The sequence below is a fragment of the Sphingopyxis microcysteis genome, from assembly GCF_012274265.1.
Taxonomy (GTDB): domain Bacteria; phylum Pseudomonadota; class Alphaproteobacteria; order Sphingomonadales; family Sphingomonadaceae; genus Sphingopyxis; species Sphingopyxis microcysteis.
The window spans coordinates 943780-965808 of sequence record NZ_JAANYY010000002.1 but is presented as its reverse complement, the minus strand read 5'-3'; the positions used below and the strand labels follow the sequence as shown (position 1 = coordinate 965808).

Sequence of the window (22029 nt, the reverse complement as noted above, 5' to 3'; positions counted from 1 at the left end):
CCGGTTAGCGCAGCGGCGGCTTGCGGGAAAGCGGCTTAGCGTGTACGGGCTGCTCAAATTTTAGGCAATTTCGAGAAAGCTCCCGCCATGGCGCCGCTGCGGCCCATCCAGATCGGCAACATCACCATCGCGGATCCCGTGATCCTTGCGCCGATGACGGGCGTCACCGACCTGCCGTTCCGCAAGCTGGTGCGCTATTATGGTTCGGGGCTCAACGTCACCGAGATGATCGCGAGTCAGGCCGCGATCCGCGAAACGCGCCAGTCGATCCAGAAAGCCGCCTGGGATCCGGTCGAAGAGCCGGTTTCGATGCAGCTTGTCGGGTGCACCCCCTATGAAATGGGCGAGGCGGCGAAGCTCAACGAGGACCGCGGCGCGTCGATCATCGACATCAACATGGGCTGTCCGGTGCGCAAGGTCACCAACGGCGATGCCGGATCGGCGCTGATGCGCGACCTGAAGCTCGCTGCGGCGCTGATCGACAGTTGCGTGAAGGCGGTGTCGGTCCCGGTGACGGTCAAGATGCGCATGGGGTGGTGCCACGACAGCCTGAACGCGCCCGAACTGGCGCATATTGCCGAGGATCTGGGCGCCAAGCTGGTGACGGTGCACGGCCGCACCCGCAACCAGATGTATCGCGGCGAGGCCGACTGGGCTTTTGTCCGCTCAGTCAAGGATGCGGTGTCGATCCCGGTTATCGTCAATGGCGACATCTGCTCGGCCGATGACGCCAGGACGGCGCTGGCGCAAAGCGGCGCCGACGGGGTGATGATCGGTCGCGGCGCCTATGGTCGCCCGTGGCTGCTGGGTCAGGTGATGGCGGCGCTGCGCGGCGAGGGCGAGCGTCCCGACCCCGGCATCGACGAACAATATGACGTCATTACATCGCACTACCGCGCGATGATCGACCATTATGGCGAGATCACCGGGGTCAATATGGCGCGCAAGCACCTCGGCTGGTACGTCAAGGGGCTGCACGGATCGGCCGAGTTTCGCAACATGGTCAACCAGATCCCGAGCAGCCGTGACGTGCTCGACGCGCTCGAACGCTTCTATGCGCCTTTCCTGACCAAGGCCGCCGCGTGACCACGCTCACGTCGAGCATCCCGCGTTTCGACCATGACGAGCTGATCCACTCGCACCCCGTTCCCACCCTGCTGATCGACAAGGGTGCCGTCGTTCTGTTCGTCAACGCCGCCGCCGAGCAAATGTGCAATATGAGCCGGTCGGCGATGGTCGGCCGCGTGGTCTATGACGTGATCGACATGGACCGCAGCTATCGCCAGCGAATGAGCGACGCCGCGACGTCGGCGCTGTTCGCGCATCGCGCCGAAATTTCGGTGGGTGGGCGCAAGGCGATTTATGTCGACATGCAGATGGTGCCTTATGGCCAGAGCGGCCACCGCATCCTGGCGCTGATTCCGGCCCACAGCGATGCCGAACTGATGGGCGGCGCGATTGGACGGTCGGGACGCGCCGCCGGCGGCGCTGCATCGATGCTGGCGCACGAAATCAAGAATCCGCTCGCGGGGATAAAGGGCGCGGCGCAATTGCTGGCGCGCAAGACCGACGCCAGCGGCGAACGCTTTACGACGCTGATCTGCGCCGAAGTCGACCGGATCGCGACGCTGATCGATCAGATGGAGCATTTTTCGCGCGGGCAGCCGATCGCCTGCGCCGCGATCAACCTGTACCAGCCGATCCACCAGGCGATGGAAACCGCGCGCGCGCGCCAGTTTCCGGGCGTGCGCTTTGCCGAGGATTTCGACCCGTCCTTGCCGCTGGTGCACGGCAACCATGACGCCATGGTGCAGATATTGCTCAACCTGGTCACCAATGGCTGCGAAGCGCTGGGTGGGCGCGACGACGGCGTGGTGCGGATCGCCACCGCCTATCGTCACGGGCTGTCGATCGACAATGGCGACGGGCGCGGACGCATCGCACTGCCGATCGAGGTCAGCGTCAGCGACAATGGCCCGGGGGTTCCAGCCGATATTCGCGGCGACCTGTTCGATCCGTTCGTGACGACGAAGCGCGAGGGGCGGGGGCTGGGGCTCGCGCTCGTGGCCAAATTGGCGCGCGATATGGGCGGCACCGTCCAGCACATGCGCGACGGCGACTGGACGCGCTTTCGCGTTCATTTGCCGGTCGCGCAAAAGGCCCGCCCTGCATGAGCACCGCCAAGACGATCCTGCTGGTCGAAGATGATCCCGCGATCGCGATGATCATTCGCGAAACTTTGCTTGGCGAATGCGGACATTTCGCATCGGTCGCCAGCATTGCCGAGCGCAACGCCTGGCTGACGGGCAACCGCCCCGATCTGGTCATCACCGACGTCGTCCTGCCCGATGGCGACGGCATCGATTCGCTGCGCATCGATGCGGCGATACCGGTCATCGTCCTGTCGGCGCAAAATACGCTCGACACGGCGGTGCGCGCGACCGGGATCGGCAGCTACGACTATCTGCCCAAGCCGTTCGACCTCGACGAATTGACCGCGAGCGTCCGCGCCGCGCTGCAACGCCGCGCCGAACCGGCGACGAGTGCCGACCCGGCGCAGGCCGACAGCCATGGGCTGGTCGGGCGCGCGCCCGCGATGCAGGCGGTGTACCGCACCATCGCGCGCCTCGCATCGAACGATCTCGCGGTGCTGATCCTCGGCGAATCGGGGACCGGCAAGGAAGTCGTGGCGCGCGCGATCCACGCCACGGGGCTGCGCCGGTCGGGCCCGTTCGTGGCGATCAACATGGCCGCCATCCCGCGCGAACTGATCGAGGCCGAGCTGTTCGGCCACGAAAAGGGCGCCTTCACCGGCGCGCACAGCCGCAATGCGGGGCGGTTCGAGCAAGCGGCGGGCGGTACGCTGTTCCTCGACGAAATCGGCGACATGCCGCTCGAGGCACAGACGCGGCTGCTTCGCGTCCTGCAAAGCAACGAATATTCGACCGTCGGCGGCAATCAGGCGCTGCGCGCCGATGTCCGCGTCATTGCCGCCACGCATCGCGACATGCGGACGCTCGTCGCCGATGGCCGGTTCCGCGAGGATCTCTTCTACCGCCTCAACGTCATCCCGGTCACGCTGCCGCCGCTGCGCGACCGGCGCAGCGACATCGCGGCGCTCGTCCGCCATTTTGTCGACGCGGGGCGCAGCTCTGGGCTGCCCGACCGCCAGTTTTCGCCCGCCGCGATGCAGTGGCTCGAACGCCATGACTGGCCGGGCAATGTCAGGGAACTTGGCAATGTCGTTCAGCGTCTTGCCGTGCTGTCGCGCGACACCGTCGTCACCGAGCGTGATGTCGAAACGGTGCTGCACGAGAATGGCGAGAGCGGCGGCGTGGTCGCGCCCGCCGACCTGATCGCCCGGGCGGTCGACGATTGGGCGCGCGAGCAGATGGCGAGCGGCGCCAGCGAAGGCGATCTGCACGGCCAGCTGGAGGCGATCGTCGAGGCCGCTCTGTTCCGCCGCATCCTGCGCGAGGTGCGCGGCAATCAGCTCGAGGCGGCGCGGCGGCTGGGGATCAACCGCAACACATTGCGCAAGCGCTTGGGTCAGCTCGACATCGACCCAAACCAGCTGTGATGGCGCCGAACTAGTTCATAATAGCGTCATTCAGCCTGCCCGAGCGCAGTTTGTGTGTTTTCTATGCAACAGGTTTGTCGTAGCATGGCAACAATGGCGCATGCGGCACCCCTGACTCACGATCATGATCTCGCGGAGGAGGAAGCGCGCTCGGGCTTCTGGCGCTTCGCCGCGCCCGAATATTACACGCTGGCGCTGATCGTCAGCATCGGCATCGCGACCTATGTCTTCGTCACCGGCGACGCGCAGAGCGAACGGCTGCTGACGCCGGCGCTGGTCGCGGCGATCATGGTCGCCAATCTGGTGCCCGCGATGGCGCTGATCGTGCTGATTGGCAGCCGCATCGCGCGGGCGCGCGCGGTGCGATCGATGGAGGGGGGCAATGGCCGCCTGCACGTCCGGCTCGTGGCCTTGTTTTCGCTGATCGCGGCTACGCCGACATTGCTTGTCGTGATTTTCGCGTCGCTACTTTTCCAGTTCGGCGTCGATTTCTGGTTCTCGGATCGCTCACGCGGCATGTTTGAGAATGCGGCGAACCTCGCCGAGGGATATTATCAGGAAAATCAGCGTGAGGTTGGCGCGAACACGGCAAAAATGGCTGAGGATCTCGGCAATCTTCTGACGCGGGTGCGGATCGATGATCCCGATTTCTCAAACTATTATTTCCAGCAAGTTGTGGTCCGAAGCCTCAACGAGTCAGCCATTATCGAAATTGGAAAAGATGGCGTGGCGCGCACCGCCGCGGCGGTCAGCCCTGACGATCGCGTGGCCGAGAGTCGATTGACGCCGACGATGAGGAACAGGCTCTCGGCGGGTGAAGACGTCGTTGTCGTCCGGCAGGCTGATCGGGTGGAGGCCGCAGCGCGTCTCCCTGGTCGAGACGGCGCATTTGTGTACGCATCGCGTGATGCGAATGTACCCGGTTTTCAACAGTCGGAACGCGCCAGCACGGTGTTGGCAGACTATAACGGCTTGTTCGAGCGCTCGCAGCTCTTGCAGCTGCAGTTCAACGGCGCCCTTTACCTCGGTTCGTTGCTCCTCCTCGCGTTGGCGGTCATCGCCGCAATCGTCGTCGCGGACCGCATCGTCCGCCCGCTCGGTACGCTCATCGGCGCGACGCGCACGGCGGCGGGGGGCGATCTGTCGGTTCGTGTGACGCCGCCTGCACGCGATGACGAGATTTCGGTGCTGACCCGCGCCTTCAACCGCATGACCGAACAGTTGGAAGGCCAGACCGGCGCTCTGGTTAGCGTCAACGAACAGCTCGAGGCGCGCCGCAGCTTCATCGAAGCGGTGCTCAGCGGAGTGTCGTCGGCGGTGATTTCGGTCGATGCCGACCACCGGATCCAGCTCGCCAACGCCGCTGCGGAACGTCTGATCTGTCAGTCGACCGACTGTTTGACCGGACGGCCTTTGGCCGAGGTCGCGCCCGAATTGGCGCAATTGCTGACCGGCGACGAACATGAGGCGATCGTGCAACTCGCCCGTCCCGATGCCGAGCCCGCGACGCTGGCCGCCAAGGCGGTTGCGCAGGGCGACGGCTTTGTCCTTAGTTTTGAAGATATTACCCAGCAATTGCTCGATCAGCGCCGCGCCGCCTGGTCCGACGTTGCACGGCGCATCGCGCACGAGATCAAGAACCCGCTCACCCCCATCCAGCTCGCCGCCGAACGGCTCCAGCGCCGCTTCGGCGACAAGGTCGAAGGCGACAGCGCTACCTTCAAAAAGTTGACCGATACGGTGATCCGCCAGGTTCACGACATGCGGCGGATGGTCGACGAGTTTTCGAGCTTCGCCCGCATGCCCAAGCCGACCTTCGGGGTCGAGGACGTCCGCGATATTTTGCGCCAGTCGGTCTTTCTGTTCGAGGTCGCGAAGCCCGAGATCACGTTTACGATCCAAACCGCGGACGAGATCGAGCCGCTGGTTTGCGACCGCCGCCTGTTGTCGCAGGCAATGACAAATATTGTCAAGAATGCGGTAGAAGCCATTGAAGAACGGCTAAAAAGCTCCGATTCGACCCCAAGCGGACATGTCGACGCGGCGCTTGACATGGGGCCGCGCGGTGAATTGATCATTCGGATATCGGACGACGGCATAGGGCTGCCGCAGGCCCGCGAAGCAATTGCCGAGCCCTATATGACGACCCGCCAGGGCGGGACCGGGCTGGGGCTCGCCATCGTTAAGAAGATCGTCGAGCAACATTATGGCGAACTGGAATTTTCCGACAATCCGGCAGGGCAGGGGACGTGCGTCACGCTGACGCTCCATCCCGACCGGCTGCGCGGATTGGAAGGCAAGGGCGAAGAAACAAGCATGGGGTACGCAGAATCGGTCCCGGGGCGGATCCGCAACCGACAGGACAGAGAAGAACATGGCGCTTGATATTCTGATCGTCGACGACGAGCGCGACATTTGTGATCTGGTCGCCGGCGTCATGGAAGACGAAGGTTATGAGGCGCGCATCGCCTCGGACAGCGACTCCGCTCTCGAAGCGATCCGCCAGCGGCGACCGTCGCTCGCGCTGATCGACGTATGGTTGCAGGGCTCGCGGCTCGACGGCCTGGGCCTGGTCGAGGCGATCAAGGATTTCGACCCGACGCTGCCGATCATCGTCATTTCGGGCCATGGCGGGCTCGACACCGCCGTCGCAGCCATTCGCCGCGGCGCCTATGATTTCATCGAAAAGCCGTTCGAAGCCTCGCGTTTGCTCCATCTGGTCGCGCGCGCGACCGAGAGCGAACGGCTGAAGTTCGAATATGAGCAGCTGCGCGAAAAGGCGGGGCCGTCGGACGAGCTCACCGGAACCAGCGCGGCGATCAACAATGTCCGCGCGACGCTGAAGCGCGTGGCGGGCACCGGCAGCCGGGTGCTGATCACCGGCGCGGCAGGGGTCGGGAAAGAAGTCGCCGCGCGTGTGCTGCACGGGTGGAGCGGCCGCCACAATGCGCCGTTCCGGGTCATTTCATCGGCGCGCATGGATCCGGAGACCGTCGAAACCGAATTGTTCGGCGCCGAAGGCGACGACGGGGCGATCCGTGTCGGGTTGCTCGAACAGGCGCATGGCGGAACCTTGTTCCTCGACGAGGTCGCTGACATGCCGCTGACGACGCAGGGCAAGATCCTGCGCGTCTTGACCGACCAGAGCTTTACGCGCGTGGGCGGCCGCACGATGATCCGCGTCGATGTGCGGATCATTTCCGGATCGGCGCGCGACCTGATGACCGAAATCGCCGAGAGCCGCTTTCGCGAGGATCTCTATTACCGGCTCAACGTCGTGCCGGTGCATATCCCGCCGCTGCGCGAACGGCGTGACGACATTGCCAGCCTGTGCGACCATTATATCCGCCGCTACGCCGCCGACCGCCGCGTGCCGCCGCCCGAGATCAGTTCGGAAGCGATGGCGGCGTTGCAGGCGCATGAATGGCCGGGCAATGTCCGCGAGCTGCGCAATGTCATTGAACGCGTGATGATTCTGGCGCCGAGCGACCGGCTGGCGCGCATCGACGCCGACATGCTGCCCGGCGAGCTGGTGCGCGGCGGCACCGACATCCTGCCCAATTCGGAATCGATCACCGCGATCCCGCTGAAAGAAGCGCGCGAGAATTTCGAGCGCGAATATCTGCGGATCCAGATCAATCGGTTTTCGGGCAATATTTCGCGCACCGCGACCTTTATCGGCATGGAAAGGTCGGCACTGCACCGCAAACTGAAACTTTTGGGGCTCACCGAGAGTTCGGACGGCGAGGGGTAAAGGCTTTGCGCTAGACCTGAGGCAGGCTTTGCCGCATATTGACAGCAAGAAGAAGGTCTTAAAGCCGGAAAACCGGAGCATACCCGCGGTCGTACCGCCAAAAACAGGAGGCAAATGTGTCCGATAAGAGCCAGAATCTCCAGGATATTTTTCTCAACGCCCTGCGCAAGAGCAAGACGCCGGTGACGATGTTCCTCGTCAAGGGCGTGAAGCTTCAGGGCATCATCACCTGGTTTGACAATTTTTCCTTGCTGCTGCGCCGCGACGGCCAGTCGCAGCTTGTCTATAAGCATGCGATCTCAACAGTGATGCCGTCGCACGACTTTGACCTGTCGTTGCTTGGACCCAGTTTGCGCGATGCGCCCGCGAGCAAGGGCAAGGCTTTGCAGGACGTATTCCTGAATGCGGTGCGCAAATCCGACGAATCGGTGACCATGTTCCTGGTCAATGGCGTGATGCTGCAGGGCGATATCGTCGCATTCGATCTGTTCTGCATGCTGCTCGAGCGCGAGCGTCAGGTGCAGCTCGTGTACAAGCACGCGATTTCGACGGTGCAGCCGAACGGCCCGATCAACCTGACCGATAGCGGCGAGGGTGACGGCGAAGCGGACGACGCCTGATCGCCTCGATTATCGACAGTCCGGAAGAGGTGACCCGCGGCGCGGCCGCGCTGTTGGTCGTGCCCGAATGGCATAGCCAACGGCTGGCGCGCGATCTCGACGCGCGCGCTGAGGAGGCGCGGGGACTTGCGCTCGCGATCGGGCTCGACGTCGTTGCCGTCCACAGTTTGCGCCTGCGCCAGACGCGCGCAGCGACCTTGCTCGGCGTCGGACAGATCGAAGCGATTACGCCCGACATCGAGAAATACGGCGTCCAACTGGTCGTGGTCGACGCCGCGCTCAGCCCGATCCAGCAGCGCAATCTGGAAACGGCCTTTGGCACCAAGGTGATCGACCGGACCGGGCTGATCCTCGAAATCTTTGGCGAACGCGCCGCAACCGCCGAGGGGCGGTTGCAGGTCGAACTCGCGCACCTCGATTATCAGGCGGGGCGGCTGGTGCGCAGTTGGACCCATCTCGAACGCCAGCGCGGCGGCTTTGGCTTCCTTGGCGGTCCCGGCGAAACGCAGATCGAAGCCGACCGCCGGATGATCCGCAACCGCATGGCCCGCATCCGCCGGTCGCTCGACGATGCGCGGCGCACGCGCCAGCTCCAGCGATCCAAGCGGCAGCGCGCACCATGGCCGGTGGTTGCGCTGGTTGGCTATACCAACGCTGGTAAATCGACGTTTTTCAATCGCTTGACGGGAAGTGACGTCATGGCGGAAGACATGTTGTTCGCGACCCTCGACCCCACAATGCGCGAAATCCGGCTGCCCGGGATCGACAAGGCGATCCTGTCCGACACCGTGGGGTTTGTGTCGGACTTGCCGACCGAACTGGTCGCGGCCTTCCGCGCGACGCTCGAAGAGGTCACGACTGCCGACCTGATCGTCCACGTCCGCGACATCGTCCACCCCGACAGCGAAGCCCAATATGACGATGTCTGTGCGATCCTGAGCTCGCTGGGCGTTAACGGGCCGCAGGACGACGGGGAGGGGGATGCCCCACCGCCGATCCCCCAGATCGAAATCTGGAACAAGATCGACACCGCAGACGACGAGCGACGCGCCGCGATCGAGGAGATGGCGGCGCGGCGTTCTGACGTCGCGGTCATCTCGGCCGTAACGGGCGAGGGTGTCGAAGACGCGCGCACGCTGATGGCGGCGCAGCTGACCGCGCTCCACAAGATCCAGCGGATTTACCTGAGCTATCAGGACGGCGAAGCTGCGGCATGGCTTTACGCGCGCGGTGAAGTGCTTGCGGACGAGCCGCAGGGGGAAGGCCATGTGCTGACCGTGCGGCTTGATCCCGCCGATGGCGCGCGATTTGCGCGGCTTTGGCCTACGGACGACGCTCCGACGCCTTGACCGCCTGCCAATGGGCTTCCTGCACGTCGAGCGACAGCCCGGCCAGGCTGCCGCCGGCGCGATCTTCCATGGCGGCAAAGCGGCGCGCGAATTTCGCGTTGGCATCGCGCAGCGCCGTTTCGGCATCGACGCCCAGATGGCTTGCATAATTGACGACGGCGAACAGCAGGTCGCCGACCTCCTCGTGGCGCGCGGCATCGTCGGAGGCGGTCGCGACCTCCTCCAATTCTTCGGCAATCTTGGCGCGCGGTCCTTCGGCATCGGGCCAGTCGAAACCGACGCGGGCAGCGCGCGACTGGAGCTTTTGGGCGCGCAGGAGTGCCGGAAGCGACAGCGCCACGCCCGACAGGGCGCCCTTCGGGCCGTCGGCTGCGCGCTCGTCGGCCTTGATTTGTTCCCATTGCTGGCGGACGTTTTCCGTCTTGCCGTCACCAAAGATATGCGGGTGGCGCCGCTCCATCTTGTCGCCGATCGCGGTGGCGACGTCGTTGAAGTTGAACAAGCCTGCATCGGCGGCAATCTGGCTGTGGAACACAACCTGGAGGAGCAAATCGCCAAGCTCGTCGCAAATCGCGGCAGGATCGCCGCCAGCGATGGCATCGGCGACTTCATAGGCCTCTTCGATCGTGTAGGGTGCGATCGTCGCGAAACTCTGCGCAAGATCCCATTCGCATCCACCATCGGGATCACGCAATTTGGCCATCACGGCCAGCAGGCGATCGATGGGGGAGTGGAGCGACGTGTCAGGCATGCAATTATCCGATAATATATATTATGTTAAATCTACATCGATATGGTGGGGCCAGAAAGCCCCCTGCCGTTGGAATCAGGCAGCTTTCCGGGCAATCGTCAGGCCGCCTATTCGCTACCGATCATGTGACGAGCTGCCACGTCCGAATGACCAGAAAGACCAAAGCGAAAATCGCTACCCACGCCAGCGCCATTTTGACCCAGTCGGTCATTGGCAAGCGCCGCGCGACCAGCGAGCTGATCACCAGCGCGAACGCCCCGACGAACCAGATCAGCTGTACGCCCGTGTCACCGCTCATAGCTGCACCTCCAGCCCGTCATAGCCTGGCTCGACCCCCGGCGGCAATTCGCCCGCCAGATCGTCATAATCCATCGTATTGTCCATATGAGTGATGATCGCGCGCGGATTGCCGCATTTTTCGAGCGCCGCGAGCGTCATCGCCAGATGCGGATGCGTCGGGTGTGGATAGCGGCGCAGCGCATCGATTACGAACAGATCGACACCCTGGAAAAAGTCGACCATCTCGTCGTTAAATTTCGAAAAATCAGTGGCATATCCAATTTTGTGGACACCATCGCTAAAGACCAGTCCGCTCGCCTTGATCGGCCCGTGCGGCATTTCGATCGCCGACACCTCGATGGGACCGATCGACTGGTGATCCAGCAGATCGATCGGATCGACCAAGGCCGGATAGCCGGCGTTTCCTGCAAAGGCGTAAGTGAAGCGCCATTTGAGCGTGTCGAGCACATGGCCGCGCGCATAGGCGGGCACCTGCGACCCGCGCAGGTGCATGATCTGGCGCAGATCGTCGAGACCATGGCAATGGTCGGCATGCTCATGCGTCCAGATGATGCCGTCGATGACGCCGACCTTGGCATCGAGCAGCTGGAGCCGCATGTCGGGGCTGCTGTCGACCAGCAGGCGAAAACCGCCGAGCGAGATCAGGATCGATGCGCGGCTGCGCAGGTTGCGCGGATTGTCGGGGTCGCATTGTCCCCAGTCGTTGCCGATCCGCGGTACGCCTGACGACGTTCCGCAGCCCAGGATGCGAACCTTCATAGCGCGCTTGACGTCACGGCGCCGCCTTTTTGAAAAGCTTGTAAAAATTGGCGCTGGTTGCCGCGGCCAGCACCTCCTGATCCTCGCCCCGCAGCGTCGCCAGAAACGCCAGCGTATCGGCAACAAAGGCGGGTTCGCCGGTCTTGCCGCGGTGCGGGACGGGGGCGAGGAAAGGGGAGTCGGTTTCGATCAGCAGCCGGTCCTGCGGCAGCCATTTGACGGTCGCCTGCAGATCGGCGGCATTCTTGAACGTCACGATGCCCGAGATCGAAATGAACAATCCCAGTTCGAGCGCCCTGCGCGCGAAATCGTCACTCGCAGTGAAGCAATGGATCACGCCGGTAAACGCCGCCCTGCCCATCTCTTCGCCCAGCAGCGCCAGCGTGTCCGCTTCGGCGTCACGGGTATGGACGATGATCGGCAGCCCGGTTGCCTGCGACGCGTGGATGTGGCGGCGGAAGCTGTCCTGCTGCCGGACGCGGTCGCTTTTGTCGTAATAATAGTCGAGGCCGGTCTCGCCGATGCCAACCACGCGCGGGTGCGCGGCACGCTCGATCAGCTTGGCGGTATCGACATCGGGATGATGATCAGCGTCGTGCGGGTGGATGCCGACACTGGCCCACACGTCCGGATTGGCCTCGGCCGCCGCCAGGACATCGGCCCATTCGCTCTCGCGCGTCGCGATGTTGAGCATCGCCGTCACGCCGCGCGCGCGAGCGCGGTCGAGCACCTCGCCCTGCTGTTCGGCGAGCCCCTTGTAATTGAGGTGACAATGCGAATCGACGAGCATCACGCCTCCCCTTCCCCTTCCGGCACGTCGAGGCGGGGGAAGAGGGGGGTCGGCTGGCCAACGACAAATCCGCGAGCAGCTAAGTTCACGAACCAATCGCCATCAGTCAACGCTGCGAAATTGCGCTCATCTTCGCTGATTCCCATCTGGTCGAGTAGGGTGTCGGCTGCACTAGGCACTACCGGTCGGATCGCAATCGCGAGCGTACGGACGACTTGAAACAATGTCATCAGCACTGCGCGCATCCGGTCGGGGTCGGTCTTGCGGAGCGCCCACGGGGCTTGGGCATCGACATATTGATTGCAGGCGAACACGGCACGAAGCCACTCCTCAATTCCCACCGAGAACGCGAGTTGTTCAAATTCTCGCGGCAAGAGGTTGCGACAAGCATCGTTCACGATCGACAGCAGTGCGCGATCATCCTCGTGCGACGAGTAATCAGCAGTCAAAATGCCGTTCAAGTTCTTGAAAATCATCGATAAGCTGCGCTGCGCCAGATTGCCAAAGCTGTTTGCCAGATCGGCGTTCGCAGTGCGCACGATTGCCTCGGCCGAATAGGTACCGTCCTGTCCAAAGCTGACTTCGCGCAGCAGATAATAGCGCAGCGGATCGACCCCGAAGGTGTCGGCGAGCGTCATCGGGTCGACGACATTGCCCAGCGACTTGGACATCTTTTCGCCGCGGTTCAGCAGGAAGCCGTGGCCGAACACCTGTTTGGGCAGCGGCAGGCCTGCGCTCATCAGGAAAGCCGGCCAGTAAACCGCGTGAAAACGGACGATATCCTTGCCGATCATGTGGATATTGGCGGGCCAGAATTTTCCGAAATCACCATCGAGATCGGGATAACCCAGCCCCGAAAGATAGGTGGTGAGCGCGTCGACCCACACATACATCACATGCCCGGGTGATCCCGGAACCGGAACGCCCCAGTCGAAGCTGGTGCGCGAGACGCTGAGATCCTTGAGCCCGCCTTCGACGAAGCGCATCACTTCGTTGCGGCGGCTTTCGGGGCGGATGAAATCGGGCTGCTCGTTGTACAGCGCGAGCAATTTGTCCTGATAGTTCGACAGGCGGAAGAACCAGCTTTCTTCGACCGTCCACTCAACGGGGGTGCCTTGCGGCGACAAGCGGACATCCCCTTCCCCGTCGACCAGCTCGCTCTCGTCGTAGAAGGCTTCGTCGCGAACCGAATACCAGCCCTCATAGCGGTCGAGATAAAGATCGCCATTGGCTTCCATCGCGCGCCAGATCGCTTGCGATGCGGCATGATGCGCTGGGTCGGACGTGCGCATGAAATTGTCATAGCTGATATTCAGCTTGGCATACATCTCACGGAAATAAGATGACATTTCATCAGCGAGGTCGATCGTTTCACGGCCCTGGTCACGCGCCGTCTGGAACATTTTCAGCCCATGTTCGTCGGTGCCGGTGATCAGCCGCACGTCGCGGCCCTTGGCGCGCTGGAACCGCGCCATCACGTCGGTGGCAATCGCTTCATAGGCGTGGCCGATATGCGGACGGCCATTGGGGTAGCTGATCGCGGTGGTGATGTAGAAAGGGGCGCTGTTTTCGGACATGGCCGCGCCTTAGCCGCTGGCGCGCGCGAGGGAAAGCGTCAGCGTGCCGGTTGCGTCGAACGCGGCGCCAGTTCAGCAAGGCAGTTGCCGATTTCGAACCCGACCATCGTGCCGTCATAGGAGCCGCGGATCGCATCGCGAACCGTGCGTTGGATGCGGTCCCATTGCGCCAAGATGGGAGCGATCTCGGCTACTGACCGTTCGCGCGCCAGCCGCGCGAGCAGCCCGGGGACGATGTCGATCACCAGTTCGAGCCGGGGGCGATTGCTCGTGCCGCCGACCTCGCGCGCCAGCGCCTCGCGCAACCGGTTTTCGGGGTCGCCGGTCGCGGCGATCGCAAGCAGCTTTTTCTCCATCGCGGCGACATCGCTGTCGATCAGCGCCAGCGCCTTGCCCGGCACCCCGCCCGATGCGGCGACGATCGCGCGCACCTCGGCGACATCGAGCATCGGACGCAGATCATGCAGCCATGCAGTCATGACGTCACGCTCAACGGGTTGAAAACGCAGCGTTCTGCACCGCGACCGGATCGTCGGCAATAAACGTCCCGGTGAGTGGCTGACGAGCAGGAACAGCGTTTTTGCCGGCGGTTCCTCCAGCGTCTTGAGCAGCGCATTGGCGGCGTCGGTTTCCAGATCGTCGATCGCGTCGACGATGATCACGCGCCAGTCGCCCAGCGACAGCGACAGATGCAGGCGGCGGATCATGGTCCGCACCTGATCGATCGTGACGTTGCGCGCGAGATCCTTGCTCTTGTCTTTCAGCTGGCGCGTCAGGTGCAGGATTTCGGGATGATTGCCCGCCTCGACCAGTCGCCCCGCGGCGCTGTCCCCCGGATCATCGAGCCCAATCGCTTGGCCGTCGCCGCCGCTGCCGTGGGTGACGAGGAAGCGTGCGACGCGGGCGGCAAAAGCCCCCTTCCCCATTCCCTGCGGCCCGGCGAGCAGCCAGGCGTGATGCAGCCTGCCGCCCTGCCAGCCTTCGAGAAAGGCGGCTTCGGCTTCCTGATGACCGATCATAGCCATTCGGTCAGCCCCGCGAGGATCGCCGCGGTGACCCGTTCGGCGGGGGCATCGGCATCGACGATCCGCCAGCGTTGGGGCTCGGCCCCAGCCATTTCGACGAAGCGCTCGGCGAGGCGCGCCTGATATTCGGCGGGCTTGCTCCCCATGCGGTCGCTGCCGCCACGGACCGTCAGGCGGCGCGCGGCCTCGGCGGGGCTGACGGTGAGCAGGAACGTGCGGTCGGGCATCAACCCCTCGGATCCGACACCGTGCAGCGCCAATATGTCGGCGTCGGTCAGGCCGCCGCCGCCGCCCTGATAGGCGCGGCTCGAATCGACAAAGCGGTCACACAGCACCCACGCGCCGCGGGCCAGGGCCGGACGGATCGTCCGCGCGACATGGTCGGCGCGCGCCGCGGCGAACAGCAGGGCTTCGCTGCGCGCATCCCAGCGGTCGTCGCTGCCTTCCATCAACAGCGAACGGATCGCTTCGGCACCCGCGCTGCCGCCGGGTTCGCGCGTTGCCACGACGTCGAGGCCGCGCGCCCTAATCGCCTCGGCCAGTGCGGCGATTTGCGTCGACTTGCCGACCCCCTCGCCGCCTTCAAGCGTGATAAAGCGCCCGCGTGTCATGCTGAAAGCCGACGAGGATCGAATGGGAAGCGCGCGTGCATTGCACGGCGGTAGCCGCCAGCACGGCGTTTGTCATCACGGCGCAGCGCGCGCGCCGCCGCTCGTGATCTTTTTGCCCTTGCCGCTTTCGTTGGTGGCCATCGATATGGCGAAACCCCAAGTCATCAGCCGCTCGGCTTCGTCGCGGCGCGCTTTGTCGCTCGGCAGGCCGGCAACGACCATGATCAGCCGCCTACCATCGCGCTTGGCCGATCCCAGCAGGCAATAGCCGGCTTCCGAGGTGTGGCCGGTCTTCAATCCGTCGGCGCCCAGAACGCGCCCGAGGATGGGATTGCGGTTGGCCTGGATGATCGGTTTGCCTTCGGGCGAGATACCGTGCTGGAGCCGGGGAAGTGAAAAATAGCGGGTGTAGCCCCCGGGATGATCACGGATCAGCCGGTCGGCAAGCGTGATGAGATCGGCGGCGCTGACCTTGGTCACTCCCCCGTCAGGCCAGCCGTTTGGCGTTCCGAAATTACTCGACGCCATACCAATCTTTACCGCTACGGCGTTCATTCTTTTTACGAAAGCTTCCTCGCTGCCATCGATGCCGACGGCCAGTGCGGCGGCAGCGTCGTTGCCCGATACGGTGATCAGGCCTTTGAGCAGGTCGTCGACGGAGACTTTTTCGCCCGGGCGAAGAAACATCGTCGATCCGCCGTTGCTGCCCCGCCATTTCTTCCAGGTCGCTTCGCTGACCGTAAACTGCTTGTCGCGCGTCAGTTCGCCCTTTTTGATCAGGTCGAGCACGACATAGGCTGTCATGACTTTCGCCATCGACGCGGGCGCGAAGCGTTTTTCCGCACCGCGTGAAAACAATATTTCGCCTGAATCGAGATCCTTGAGCATCACGATCGGCGCCTGCGTGATGTAGGCGGGGCGCGTTGCCGCTGCGCTATTGGGTTGCGACCCGTCGGCTGCCACCGCTGGCGTCGCCGAAGCCAGTAGGCTGGCTGCGAAAATCGCGACGCTTTGCTTTGTAGTCTCTCGCACGTGGCGCCCGTCAGCGATCGCGCTGGACCACCGCGTCGCGGAAGCCTTTCGCCTTCGCCGTGCCGAGCGCGGTGCGCGCTTCGGCGTCGCTCGCAAAGGGGCCCATTCGCACGCGCCAGAGATTTCCGGCCTTGCTGACCGTGCCGCCCACTGACTTTGCGGCGGCATCGGCGCGGCTTTCGCTGCTGAAAGCGCCAACCTGGACGACGAATTTTCCAGACACCGCGGGAACGGGCTTGGCGGGTGTTGCGGGTTTGGCCGCAGGCTTTGGTTTTTCAACCGCAAGCCGGTCATCGCCGGGCTTCGCTTTTCCCGATGCAATGGGCGCCGCGGGCTGCACTTCGACCGGCGGCGCGGCTGTCGGCGCTTTCGGTGCCGGCATCGCTTTGAGCTTGGTGCGCAGGATCGACAGCAATGAGTCGGGCGTCGCGATCCGCTCTGGAACCGCGCGGCCTGCGCGCAGTTGCGCCCGCTCGGCGACGGGCGGGTTGGTGCGGCGGACCCGAACCGCGGATACGCCGTCGGTCAGGCCCAGCTGTTCGGCGGCGCCGCGCGACAGGTCAATCAGCCGGTCGCCGACCATCGGCCCGCGATCGTTGATGCGCACCAGGATTGTCCGTCCGGTGTCGAGCGCGGTCACTTCGACATAGCTCGGCAGCGGCAACGTCTTGTGCGCGGCGCTGATTCCGGCGGGATCGAACGTCTCGCCATTGGCGGTCGGCCGTCCAGCGAGTTCGTCGCCATACCAACTGGCGTAACCGACATCGTCATAATCGGCGATATCCGCGGGAGTGTAGGTGGTGCCTGCGATCGTATAGGGATCGCCGATCTTGACTGGCGTATCGCTCACGCCGCCGACGGATTGGGCCGGTGTCGGGCTGGCGGTTGGACCGCCCGTGCGCTCGCCGCCAAAACTGCCGCATCCGGCGAGCATCAGCATCGCCCCGGCCATCAGCGCCGTTTTTCTACCGATCGATTTCATCCGCCAGCAACCCCACTGATAGTGCGTAAAAATTGGAACAATTATAGTCCAATATCGCACGATAGTTACCGGTCAGCAAATAGGCGGTTCGTCCCGGCCCATCGGGTTCGAGCAGAACCGCCTGAACCTGTCCGTCGGGCCAGCGCCCGCTGATCGGCTGGATGCCGTCGGCGCGCCATTCGGCCATCGAGCGCCAGCGGCTGTGGCGGGCAAAAACGCGGGGGCAGCGGGTGGGGGTCAGGCGGCTGGCAAAACGATTGCGGTCAAAGCCATTTGGTACGGTTACCGCGACGCCCCACGGCTGCCCGGCGCGCCAGCCGGCGCGGCGCAGATAGGCCCCGATCGATTCGATCGCGTCGGCCTCGCTCGACCAGATATTGGCGCGTCCGTCGCCGTCGCCATCCTCGGCGACCGCCAGATAGACCGACGGCAGAAACTGCGGATAGCCGAAGGCGCCCGCCCAACTGCCCTTCAAGACTTCGCGCGGCACCCCGCGCTGAACCATTTCCAGCGTCGCGAGGAACTCGGGTTCGAACAGGCTGCGGCGCCGTCCTTCATAGGCCAGTGTCGCGAGCGCTTCGGGAAGGTCGAAATTGCCCGTGACCTGACCATAAGCGGTCTCGTGGCCGTAAATCGCGATCATGATGCTCGTCGGCACCCCGGTGCGTGCTTCGATGCGCGACAGCAAGGGCAGCAAGCGGTCGTGGACGCGGCGCCCGCCGCCGATCCGCGCCGCATCGACATGCTTTGCCTTGTAGGGCGCGAAATTCGGGATCGGGGTGTCGTTGGTCGGCGGGCTACCCAGATTGTCGCGGTCGAGCGCGACCACGCGCGGGTTGTAGCGCAGACCGGCGGTAACCCGGTCGAACACCTGCCGCGACACGCCGCGCGCCTGCGCCTTGGGCCACAGCGACTGGACATAGGCATCGAAGCCGCTGTCGCCGCTTTGCGCATGCAGCGGCGCCGATGCGGTGAGCAGCCATGCCGACAGAATGGCAGTGGTGACAGCGAAAAGGCGTCCGATTTTTAAACTGATAGCGTGCATGATGCTCCCACCCATAGGGCGTGTCTCGCACAGATGCGAGCGGCTTGGCTAGGCAAGGGCGGGACGAGCCGAGTCATTCGCGCGGCGGGCCGAGCCGACAAGGTTTTTCTTGCCGCAGCGCATCCGCGCGCTATGGCGGCGGCCAAGCGGACAGGTGGCCGAGTGGTTTAAGGCAGCGGTCTTGAAAACCGCCGTGGGTACAAGCTCACCGTGGGTTCGAATCCCACCCTGTCCGCCACGGCATGCACAAACAGCATGCAGCGTTTCGCAAATTACCGCGATGCCCGGTGCAGAGTGGACGCTACCCCAGGCCCAACGTCCGAAACGGTCGCGGCGAAATGCCACGGCGACCTTATGTTTTTGCCCCCCGTAGCGCGGTCGGCCATATCAGGCGGGTTGCCTATGGTAAACCCGATGTCCGGGCGGCTTTGAAGCGCGCGATTTTTGTTCAAGGCTGTGCCGCCCCCGCTCCGTCTTGTGGTTGTCGCCGGGATGACATCCCGGCTCCGATCACAAGAGGAACCCGATGCGCAATACCTTGCTGGCCACCACCTGTCTGGCCGCCCTGCTTTCGACCGCAGCCCAAGCGGAAACGACGATCACCACCGCGACCACGGCGCCGGTGCGGACGTCGACGATCAAATCGGGCGCGCCCGACGATATCAAGGTTACCTCGACGGGTTCGGTAAAACCCGCGGGCGGCGCTGCGGTCACCATCGACAGCAATCACAAGGTGATCAACGAAGGCACGATCGAGATCAGCAACGTCAACGGCGCGCGAGGAATCGTCGCCAATGCGGGGACGGTCGGCGCGATCACCAATGCCGCGACGGGCAAGATCATCCTCGACGAACCCTATGCGCCGACCGACATCGACAATGATGGCGACATCGATGGCGCTTTTGCGCTGGGCAGCAACCGCGTCGGCATTGCGACACTCGGCGCCTTTACCGGGAATATCGTCAACAGCGGCGCGATCACGATCGAGGGCAATGATTCGGCAGGCATTCGCCTCGGCGGGCCGCTGACGGGCAATTTCACGAACGACGGCACCATCTCTGTGCTGGGCGACCGCGCGCTCGGCGTCGGCTTGCAGGATGTGACCGGCAACGTCCGGTTAGCCGGGACGATCACCGCGACCGGCCTCGACGCCACAGCTGCGCGGCTGGCGGGCAACATCACCGGCGCGCTCGTCGTTCAGGGCAATCTGACCGCGACCGGTTACCGCTTCACGACGCCGCCCGCCGACCCGTCGAAGCTCGACGCCGACGACCTGCTGATCGGCGGTCCGGCGCTGTCGGTCGAGGGAAATGTGACCGGCGGCATTATCCTTGCGGTCCCGCCGAAGGATACGAGCACGACCGACAATGACGAGGACAAGGACGGCATCCCCGACGACAAGGAAGGCAGCGCCGCGGTGCGGTCCTTCGGTTCGGCGGCGGCGGTGCGTATCGGGTCGGCAACGCAAAGCGTGACGATCGGCCCGGTCGCGGGAACCGGCACCGGCTTCGGCCTGATCATCGATGGCGGCGTGATCGGCAACGGCCTTTATGCGGGCAAGGACGGCAACGGGATGCAGATCGGCGGCCTTGGCGGCGCCGTGACCATCGCAGGCGGGATCGGTATTGGCGCGACGGGCAGCGTCGCGGCGCTGTCGAAAGATGTCGCGGCAACCGCGATCCGGATCGGCAGCGGTGCGACGACCCCCGAACTGCGCAACGCGGGCAAGGTCGAGGCGACGACCGCAGACAACGTCGCGAGTTCGGTTGCGACCGCGGTGCTGGTCGAAGCGGGAGGCAACGTCGCGTTGATCCGCAACAGCGGCTTGATCGCGGCTAAGACCGGCGGCGACAATGGCACCGCGCGCGCGATTGTGGATCTGTCGGGCACCGTCGCCACGGTCGAAAACAGCGGCACGATCAGCGCCACCGGCGCGCTCGCCACATCGGATCGCAATATCGCGATCGACCTGTCGGCCAATGCCGCGGGCGCTACCGTGAAGCAGACCGCGGTTGCGTCGGGCGTCACCGCCCCCAGCATCGTCGGCGACGTTCGCTTTGGCGGCGGCAACGACGTGTTCGACATCGCCGACGGGTCGGTGAAGGGGAACAGCTTCTTTGGCGGCGGCAACAACCGCCTCGCGCTGTCGGGTGACGCGATTTACACCGGCAACGCGCGCTTTGGCGCCGGGAACGACAGCATGGCGCTGGTCGGCACGTCGAAATTCACCGGTGCGGTCGATTTCGGTGGTGGCGCCGATACGCTCAGCATCGGCGGTACCTCGATCTTCTCGGGCTCGCTGGCCAATGCGCAGGGACTCGCCGTCTCGGTCGGCGGCGGCACCTTTGACGTCACGGGCGCAGCGCGGATTGCATCGCTGGCGGTCACCGACAAAGGAACGCTGGGCGTGCTGCTCGACACCGGCAGCACCGGCACGGCGTTGCAGGTCACGGGCAACGCAAGCTTTGGCGCCGAATCCAAGCTGGCGCTGCGCCTGTCGAGCATCGAACAGGCCGAAGGTCGGCACGTCGTCCTGACCGCCGGTACGCTGACCGGCGCGAACAATCTCACCGCGTCGCAAACGCTGCTGCCGTTCCTCTACAAAGGCACGTTGACGTCGAACGCGACGCAGCTGATCGTCGATGTATCGCGCAAGAGCACGTCCGAACTCGGGCTCAATCGGTCGGAAGCGGGCGCGTTCGACGCGGTGCTCGATGCCGTGGTCGCCGATCAGAAGATCGAGGACGTGTTCCTGGGGATCACCAGCGGCGATCAGTTCCGCAGCCAGCTGGGCCAGATGCTGCCCGAGCATGAGGGCGGCGTGTTCGAGACGGTGACCTCTGGCTCGCGCGCGCTGTCGCGTCATTTGCAAGACCCCAACGCGCCGTTCCAGGACGAGGGAAAATGGGGTTATTGGGTGAACCAGGCCGTCTGGGGTACGTCGAAGAGCGTCGGCGATACCGCGAGCTATGACGTCAGCGGCTGGGGCATCGGGCTCGGCGCGGAGATCAAGAGCGACATCGGCAACTTCGGTGGTTCGGTCGCTTTTCTGAGCGGCAAGGACAGCAACGGCAGCAATGCGAACGAGGTCAGCACAAGCCAGTTCGAGGGCGCCCTGCATTGGCGCCTGCGGTCGAAGGGCTTCATGGCCAACGCCCGCGTCTCGGGCGCGCCGATCAAGATGAAAGGCACCCGCATCTTCAGCGCCGAGGCGGGCGCTGACGACATCGAGAAGACGATGAAGGGGAAATGGGACGGTACCCTGTGGTCGGCGTCGGGCTCGCTCGCCTATGACGCCCGCGCCGGGGGGATCACGATCCGCCCGATGGTTGCGGTCGATTACTTCAAACTGACCGAAAAGGGCTATCAGGAAACCGGCGGTGGCGACGCGCTCGACCTGAAGGTGCTGGGGCGTGACAGCGATGAGCTGGCGGTGTCGGGCACCGTGGCGCTCGGCATGGATTTCGGCGGCCTTGACCAATATGACGGCTGGACGCGCTTCGAAATCGAAGGCGGCCGTCGCCAGATCGTCGGCGGCACGCTCGGCGCGACGACGGCGTCGTTCAAGGACGGCACGCCGTTCACGCTTATCCCTGATGATCGCACGAGCGGCTGGGTCGGCCGTCTCCGTGGCATCGCCGGCAATTCGGCCTTTCAGGTCGCCGGTGAAGTGTCCGCGGAGGAACAGCAAAGCCATATCGGCTGGGCGTTCCGTGCGAGTCTGCGGGTCGGCCTCTAGCCCCCCGGCCGGCCCCGCGTGCAAGGGGGAGGCACCTCCCTACCCCCGCCTCCCCCTTGCTTAGACAGAAATGAAACAAGACGCCGATGTTTGCACAACCCCTTCCCTCTCGTCC

The 22029-nt window shown here is 64.3% G+C and carries 18 protein-coding genes and 1 tRNA gene; 9 read left to right on the top strand and 10 right to left on the bottom strand.

Going from position 1 to position 22029, the window contains the following annotated elements:
- Positions 1–87 precede the first annotated feature (87 nt).
- From dusB to hflX, 7 genes are all read left to right on the top strand, one after another.
- Positions 88–1086: a tRNA dihydrouridine synthase DusB gene (gene dusB, locus G9408_RS04585; protein ID WP_168452874.1), complete on the top strand. Its 999-nt coding sequence runs from the start codon at positions 88–90 to the stop codon at positions 1084–1086.
- Positions 1083–2174 carry a two-component system sensor histidine kinase NtrB gene (locus G9408_RS04580; RefSeq protein ID WP_168452873.1) on the top strand — a complete coding sequence of 364 codons (1092 nt, stop codon included), beginning with the start codon at positions 1083–1085 and terminating at the stop codon, positions 2172–2174. The genes dusB and G9408_RS04580 overlap by 4 nt, the downstream gene beginning before the upstream one ends.
- Complete coding sequence (locus G9408_RS04575) at positions 2171–3580, top strand: sigma 54-interacting transcriptional regulator (protein ID WP_168452872.1); 1410 nt, start codon at positions 2171–2173, stop codon at positions 3578–3580. The genes G9408_RS04580 and G9408_RS04575 overlap by 4 nt, the downstream gene beginning before the upstream one ends.
- Positions 3581–3664: 84 nt before the next feature.
- Positions 3665–5965 carry a sensor histidine kinase gene (locus G9408_RS04570; RefSeq protein ID WP_235957469.1) on the top strand — a complete coding sequence of 767 codons (2301 nt, stop codon included), beginning with the start codon at positions 3665–3667 and terminating at the stop codon, positions 5963–5965.
- Positions 5955–7334, top strand: a complete 1380-nt coding sequence (ntrX, locus tag G9408_RS04565) for a nitrogen assimilation response regulator NtrX (RefSeq protein ID WP_120216173.1) — start codon at positions 5955–5957, stop codon at positions 7332–7334. Before G9408_RS04570 ends, ntrX begins: the two co-directional genes overlap by 11 nt.
- A gap of 116 nt (positions 7335–7450) precedes the next feature.
- Positions 7451–7954, top strand: a complete 504-nt coding sequence (gene hfq / locus G9408_RS04560) for an RNA chaperone Hfq (protein WP_168452870.1) — start codon at positions 7451–7453, stop codon at positions 7952–7954.
- 8 nt (positions 7955–7962) lie between these two features.
- A complete protein-coding gene (gene hflX / locus G9408_RS04555) occupies positions 7963–9303 on the top strand; it encodes a GTPase HflX (RefSeq protein ID WP_328804414.1) in 1341 nt (446 codons plus the stop codon).
- On the opposite strand, the gene mazG is transcribed toward hflX, so the two are convergent.
- From mazG to G9408_RS04510, 10 genes are all read right to left on the bottom strand, one after another.
- Positions 9278–10054: a nucleoside triphosphate pyrophosphohydrolase gene (gene mazG, locus G9408_RS04550; RefSeq protein WP_168452869.1), complete on the bottom strand. Its 777-nt coding sequence runs from the start codon at positions 10052–10054 to the stop codon at positions 9278–9280. The genes hflX and mazG overlap by 26 nt on opposite strands.
- Positions 10055–10175: 121 nt before the next feature.
- Positions 10176–10352: a hypothetical protein gene (locus G9408_RS04545; protein ID WP_168452868.1), complete on the bottom strand. Its 177-nt coding sequence runs from the start codon at positions 10350–10352 to the stop codon at positions 10176–10178.
- Positions 10349–11113, bottom strand: a complete 765-nt coding sequence (locus tag G9408_RS04540) for an MBL fold metallo-hydrolase (RefSeq protein ID WP_168452867.1) — start codon at positions 11111–11113, stop codon at positions 10349–10351. Before G9408_RS04540 ends, G9408_RS04545 begins: the two co-directional genes overlap by 4 nt.
- 13 nt (positions 11114–11126) lie before the next feature.
- The gene (locus G9408_RS04535; RefSeq protein WP_168452866.1) at positions 11127–11903 is read right to left on the bottom strand and encodes a TatD family hydrolase; all 777 of its coding nucleotides are present in this window, start codon (positions 11901–11903) and stop codon (positions 11127–11129) included.
- The gene (gene metG, locus G9408_RS04530) at positions 11903–13480 is read right to left on the bottom strand and encodes a methionine--tRNA ligase (protein ID WP_168452865.1); all 1578 of its coding nucleotides are present in this window, start codon (positions 13478–13480) and stop codon (positions 11903–11905) included. The genes G9408_RS04535 and metG overlap by 1 nt, the downstream gene beginning before the upstream one ends.
- A gap of 38 nt (positions 13481–13518) precedes the next feature.
- Complete coding sequence (locus G9408_RS04525) at positions 13519–14505, bottom strand: DNA polymerase III subunit delta' (protein ID WP_168452864.1); 987 nt, start codon at positions 14503–14505, stop codon at positions 13519–13521.
- On the bottom strand, positions 14496–15116 hold the full coding sequence (gene tmk, locus G9408_RS04520) for a dTMP kinase (RefSeq protein WP_168452863.1): 621 nt from the start codon (positions 15114–15116) through the stop codon (positions 14496–14498). Before tmk ends, G9408_RS04525 begins: the two co-directional genes overlap by 10 nt.
- Before the next feature lie 75 nt (positions 15117–15191).
- A complete protein-coding gene (locus G9408_RS16455) occupies positions 15192–16004 on the bottom strand; it encodes a D-alanyl-D-alanine carboxypeptidase family protein (RefSeq protein WP_235957573.1) in 813 nt (270 codons plus the stop codon).
- Positions 16005–16158: 154 nt separating this feature from the next.
- Positions 16159–17130, bottom strand: a complete 972-nt coding sequence (locus G9408_RS04515) for a septal ring lytic transglycosylase RlpA family protein (protein WP_168452862.1) — start codon at positions 17128–17130, stop codon at positions 16159–16161.
- Positions 17114–18175 carry a lytic murein transglycosylase gene (locus G9408_RS04510; RefSeq protein ID WP_408021861.1) on the bottom strand — a complete coding sequence of 354 codons (1062 nt, stop codon included), beginning with the start codon at positions 18173–18175 and terminating at the stop codon, positions 17114–17116. Before G9408_RS04510 ends, G9408_RS04515 begins: the two co-directional genes overlap by 17 nt.
- Before the next feature lie 148 nt (positions 18176–18323).
- Between G9408_RS04510 and G9408_RS04505 the strand changes: the two genes are divergently transcribed.
- A tRNA-Ser gene (locus G9408_RS04505) sits at positions 18324–18413 on the top strand.
- 288 nt (positions 18414–18701) lie between these two features.
- A complete protein-coding gene (locus G9408_RS04500) occupies positions 18702–21914 on the top strand; it encodes an autotransporter outer membrane beta-barrel domain-containing protein (protein ID WP_168452860.1) in 3213 nt (1070 codons plus the stop codon).
- The last annotated feature ends 115 nt before the right edge of the window (positions 21915–22029 follow it).

Coding starts and splice junctions, on each gene's coding strand:
- ntrX (WP_120216173.1), top strand. CDS start 5,955: ATGGCGCTTGATATTCTGATCGTCGACGACGAGCGCGACATTTGTGAT.
- G9408_RS04525 (WP_168452864.1), bottom strand. CDS start 14,505: ATGGCTATGATCGGTCATCAGGAAGCCGAAGCCGCCTTTCTCGAAGGC.
- G9408_RS04500 (WP_168452860.1), top strand. CDS start 18,702: ATGCGCAATACCTTGCTGGCCACCACCTGTCTGGCCGCCCTGCTTTCG.
- dusB (WP_168452874.1), top strand. CDS start 88: ATGGCGCCGCTGCGGCCCATCCAGATCGGCAACATCACCATCGCGGAT.
- G9408_RS04515 (WP_168452862.1), bottom strand. CDS start 17,130: ATGAAATCGATCGGTAGAAAAACGGCGCTGATGGCCGGGGCGATGCTG.
- G9408_RS04570 (WP_235957469.1), top strand. CDS start 3,665: ATGGCAACAATGGCGCATGCGGCACCCCTGACTCACGATCATGATCTC.
- tmk (WP_168452863.1), bottom strand. CDS start 15,116: ATGACACGCGGGCGCTTTATCACGCTTGAAGGCGGCGAGGGGGTCGGC.
- G9408_RS04510 (WP_408021861.1), bottom strand. CDS start 18,175: ATGCACGCTATCAGTTTAAAAATCGGACGCCTTTTCGCTGTCACCACT.
- mazG (WP_168452869.1), bottom strand. CDS start 10,054: ATGCCTGACACGTCGCTCCACTCCCCCATCGATCGCCTGCTGGCCGTG.
- metG (WP_168452865.1), bottom strand. CDS start 13,480: ATGTCCGAAAACAGCGCCCCTTTCTACATCACCACCGCGATCAGCTAC.
- G9408_RS04575 (WP_168452872.1), top strand. CDS start 2,171: ATGAGCACCGCCAAGACGATCCTGCTGGTCGAAGATGATCCCGCGATC.
- G9408_RS04545 (WP_168452868.1), bottom strand. CDS start 10,352: ATGAGCGGTGACACGGGCGTACAGCTGATCTGGTTCGTCGGGGCGTTC.
- G9408_RS04535 (WP_168452866.1), bottom strand. CDS start 11,903: ATGCTCGTCGATTCGCATTGTCACCTCAATTACAAGGGGCTCGCCGAA.
- G9408_RS16455 (WP_235957573.1), bottom strand. CDS start 16,004: ATGCTCAAGGATCTCGATTCAGGCGAAATATTGTTTTCACGCGGTGCG.
- G9408_RS04540 (WP_168452867.1), bottom strand. CDS start 11,113: ATGAAGGTTCGCATCCTGGGCTGCGGAACGTCGTCAGGCGTACCGCGG.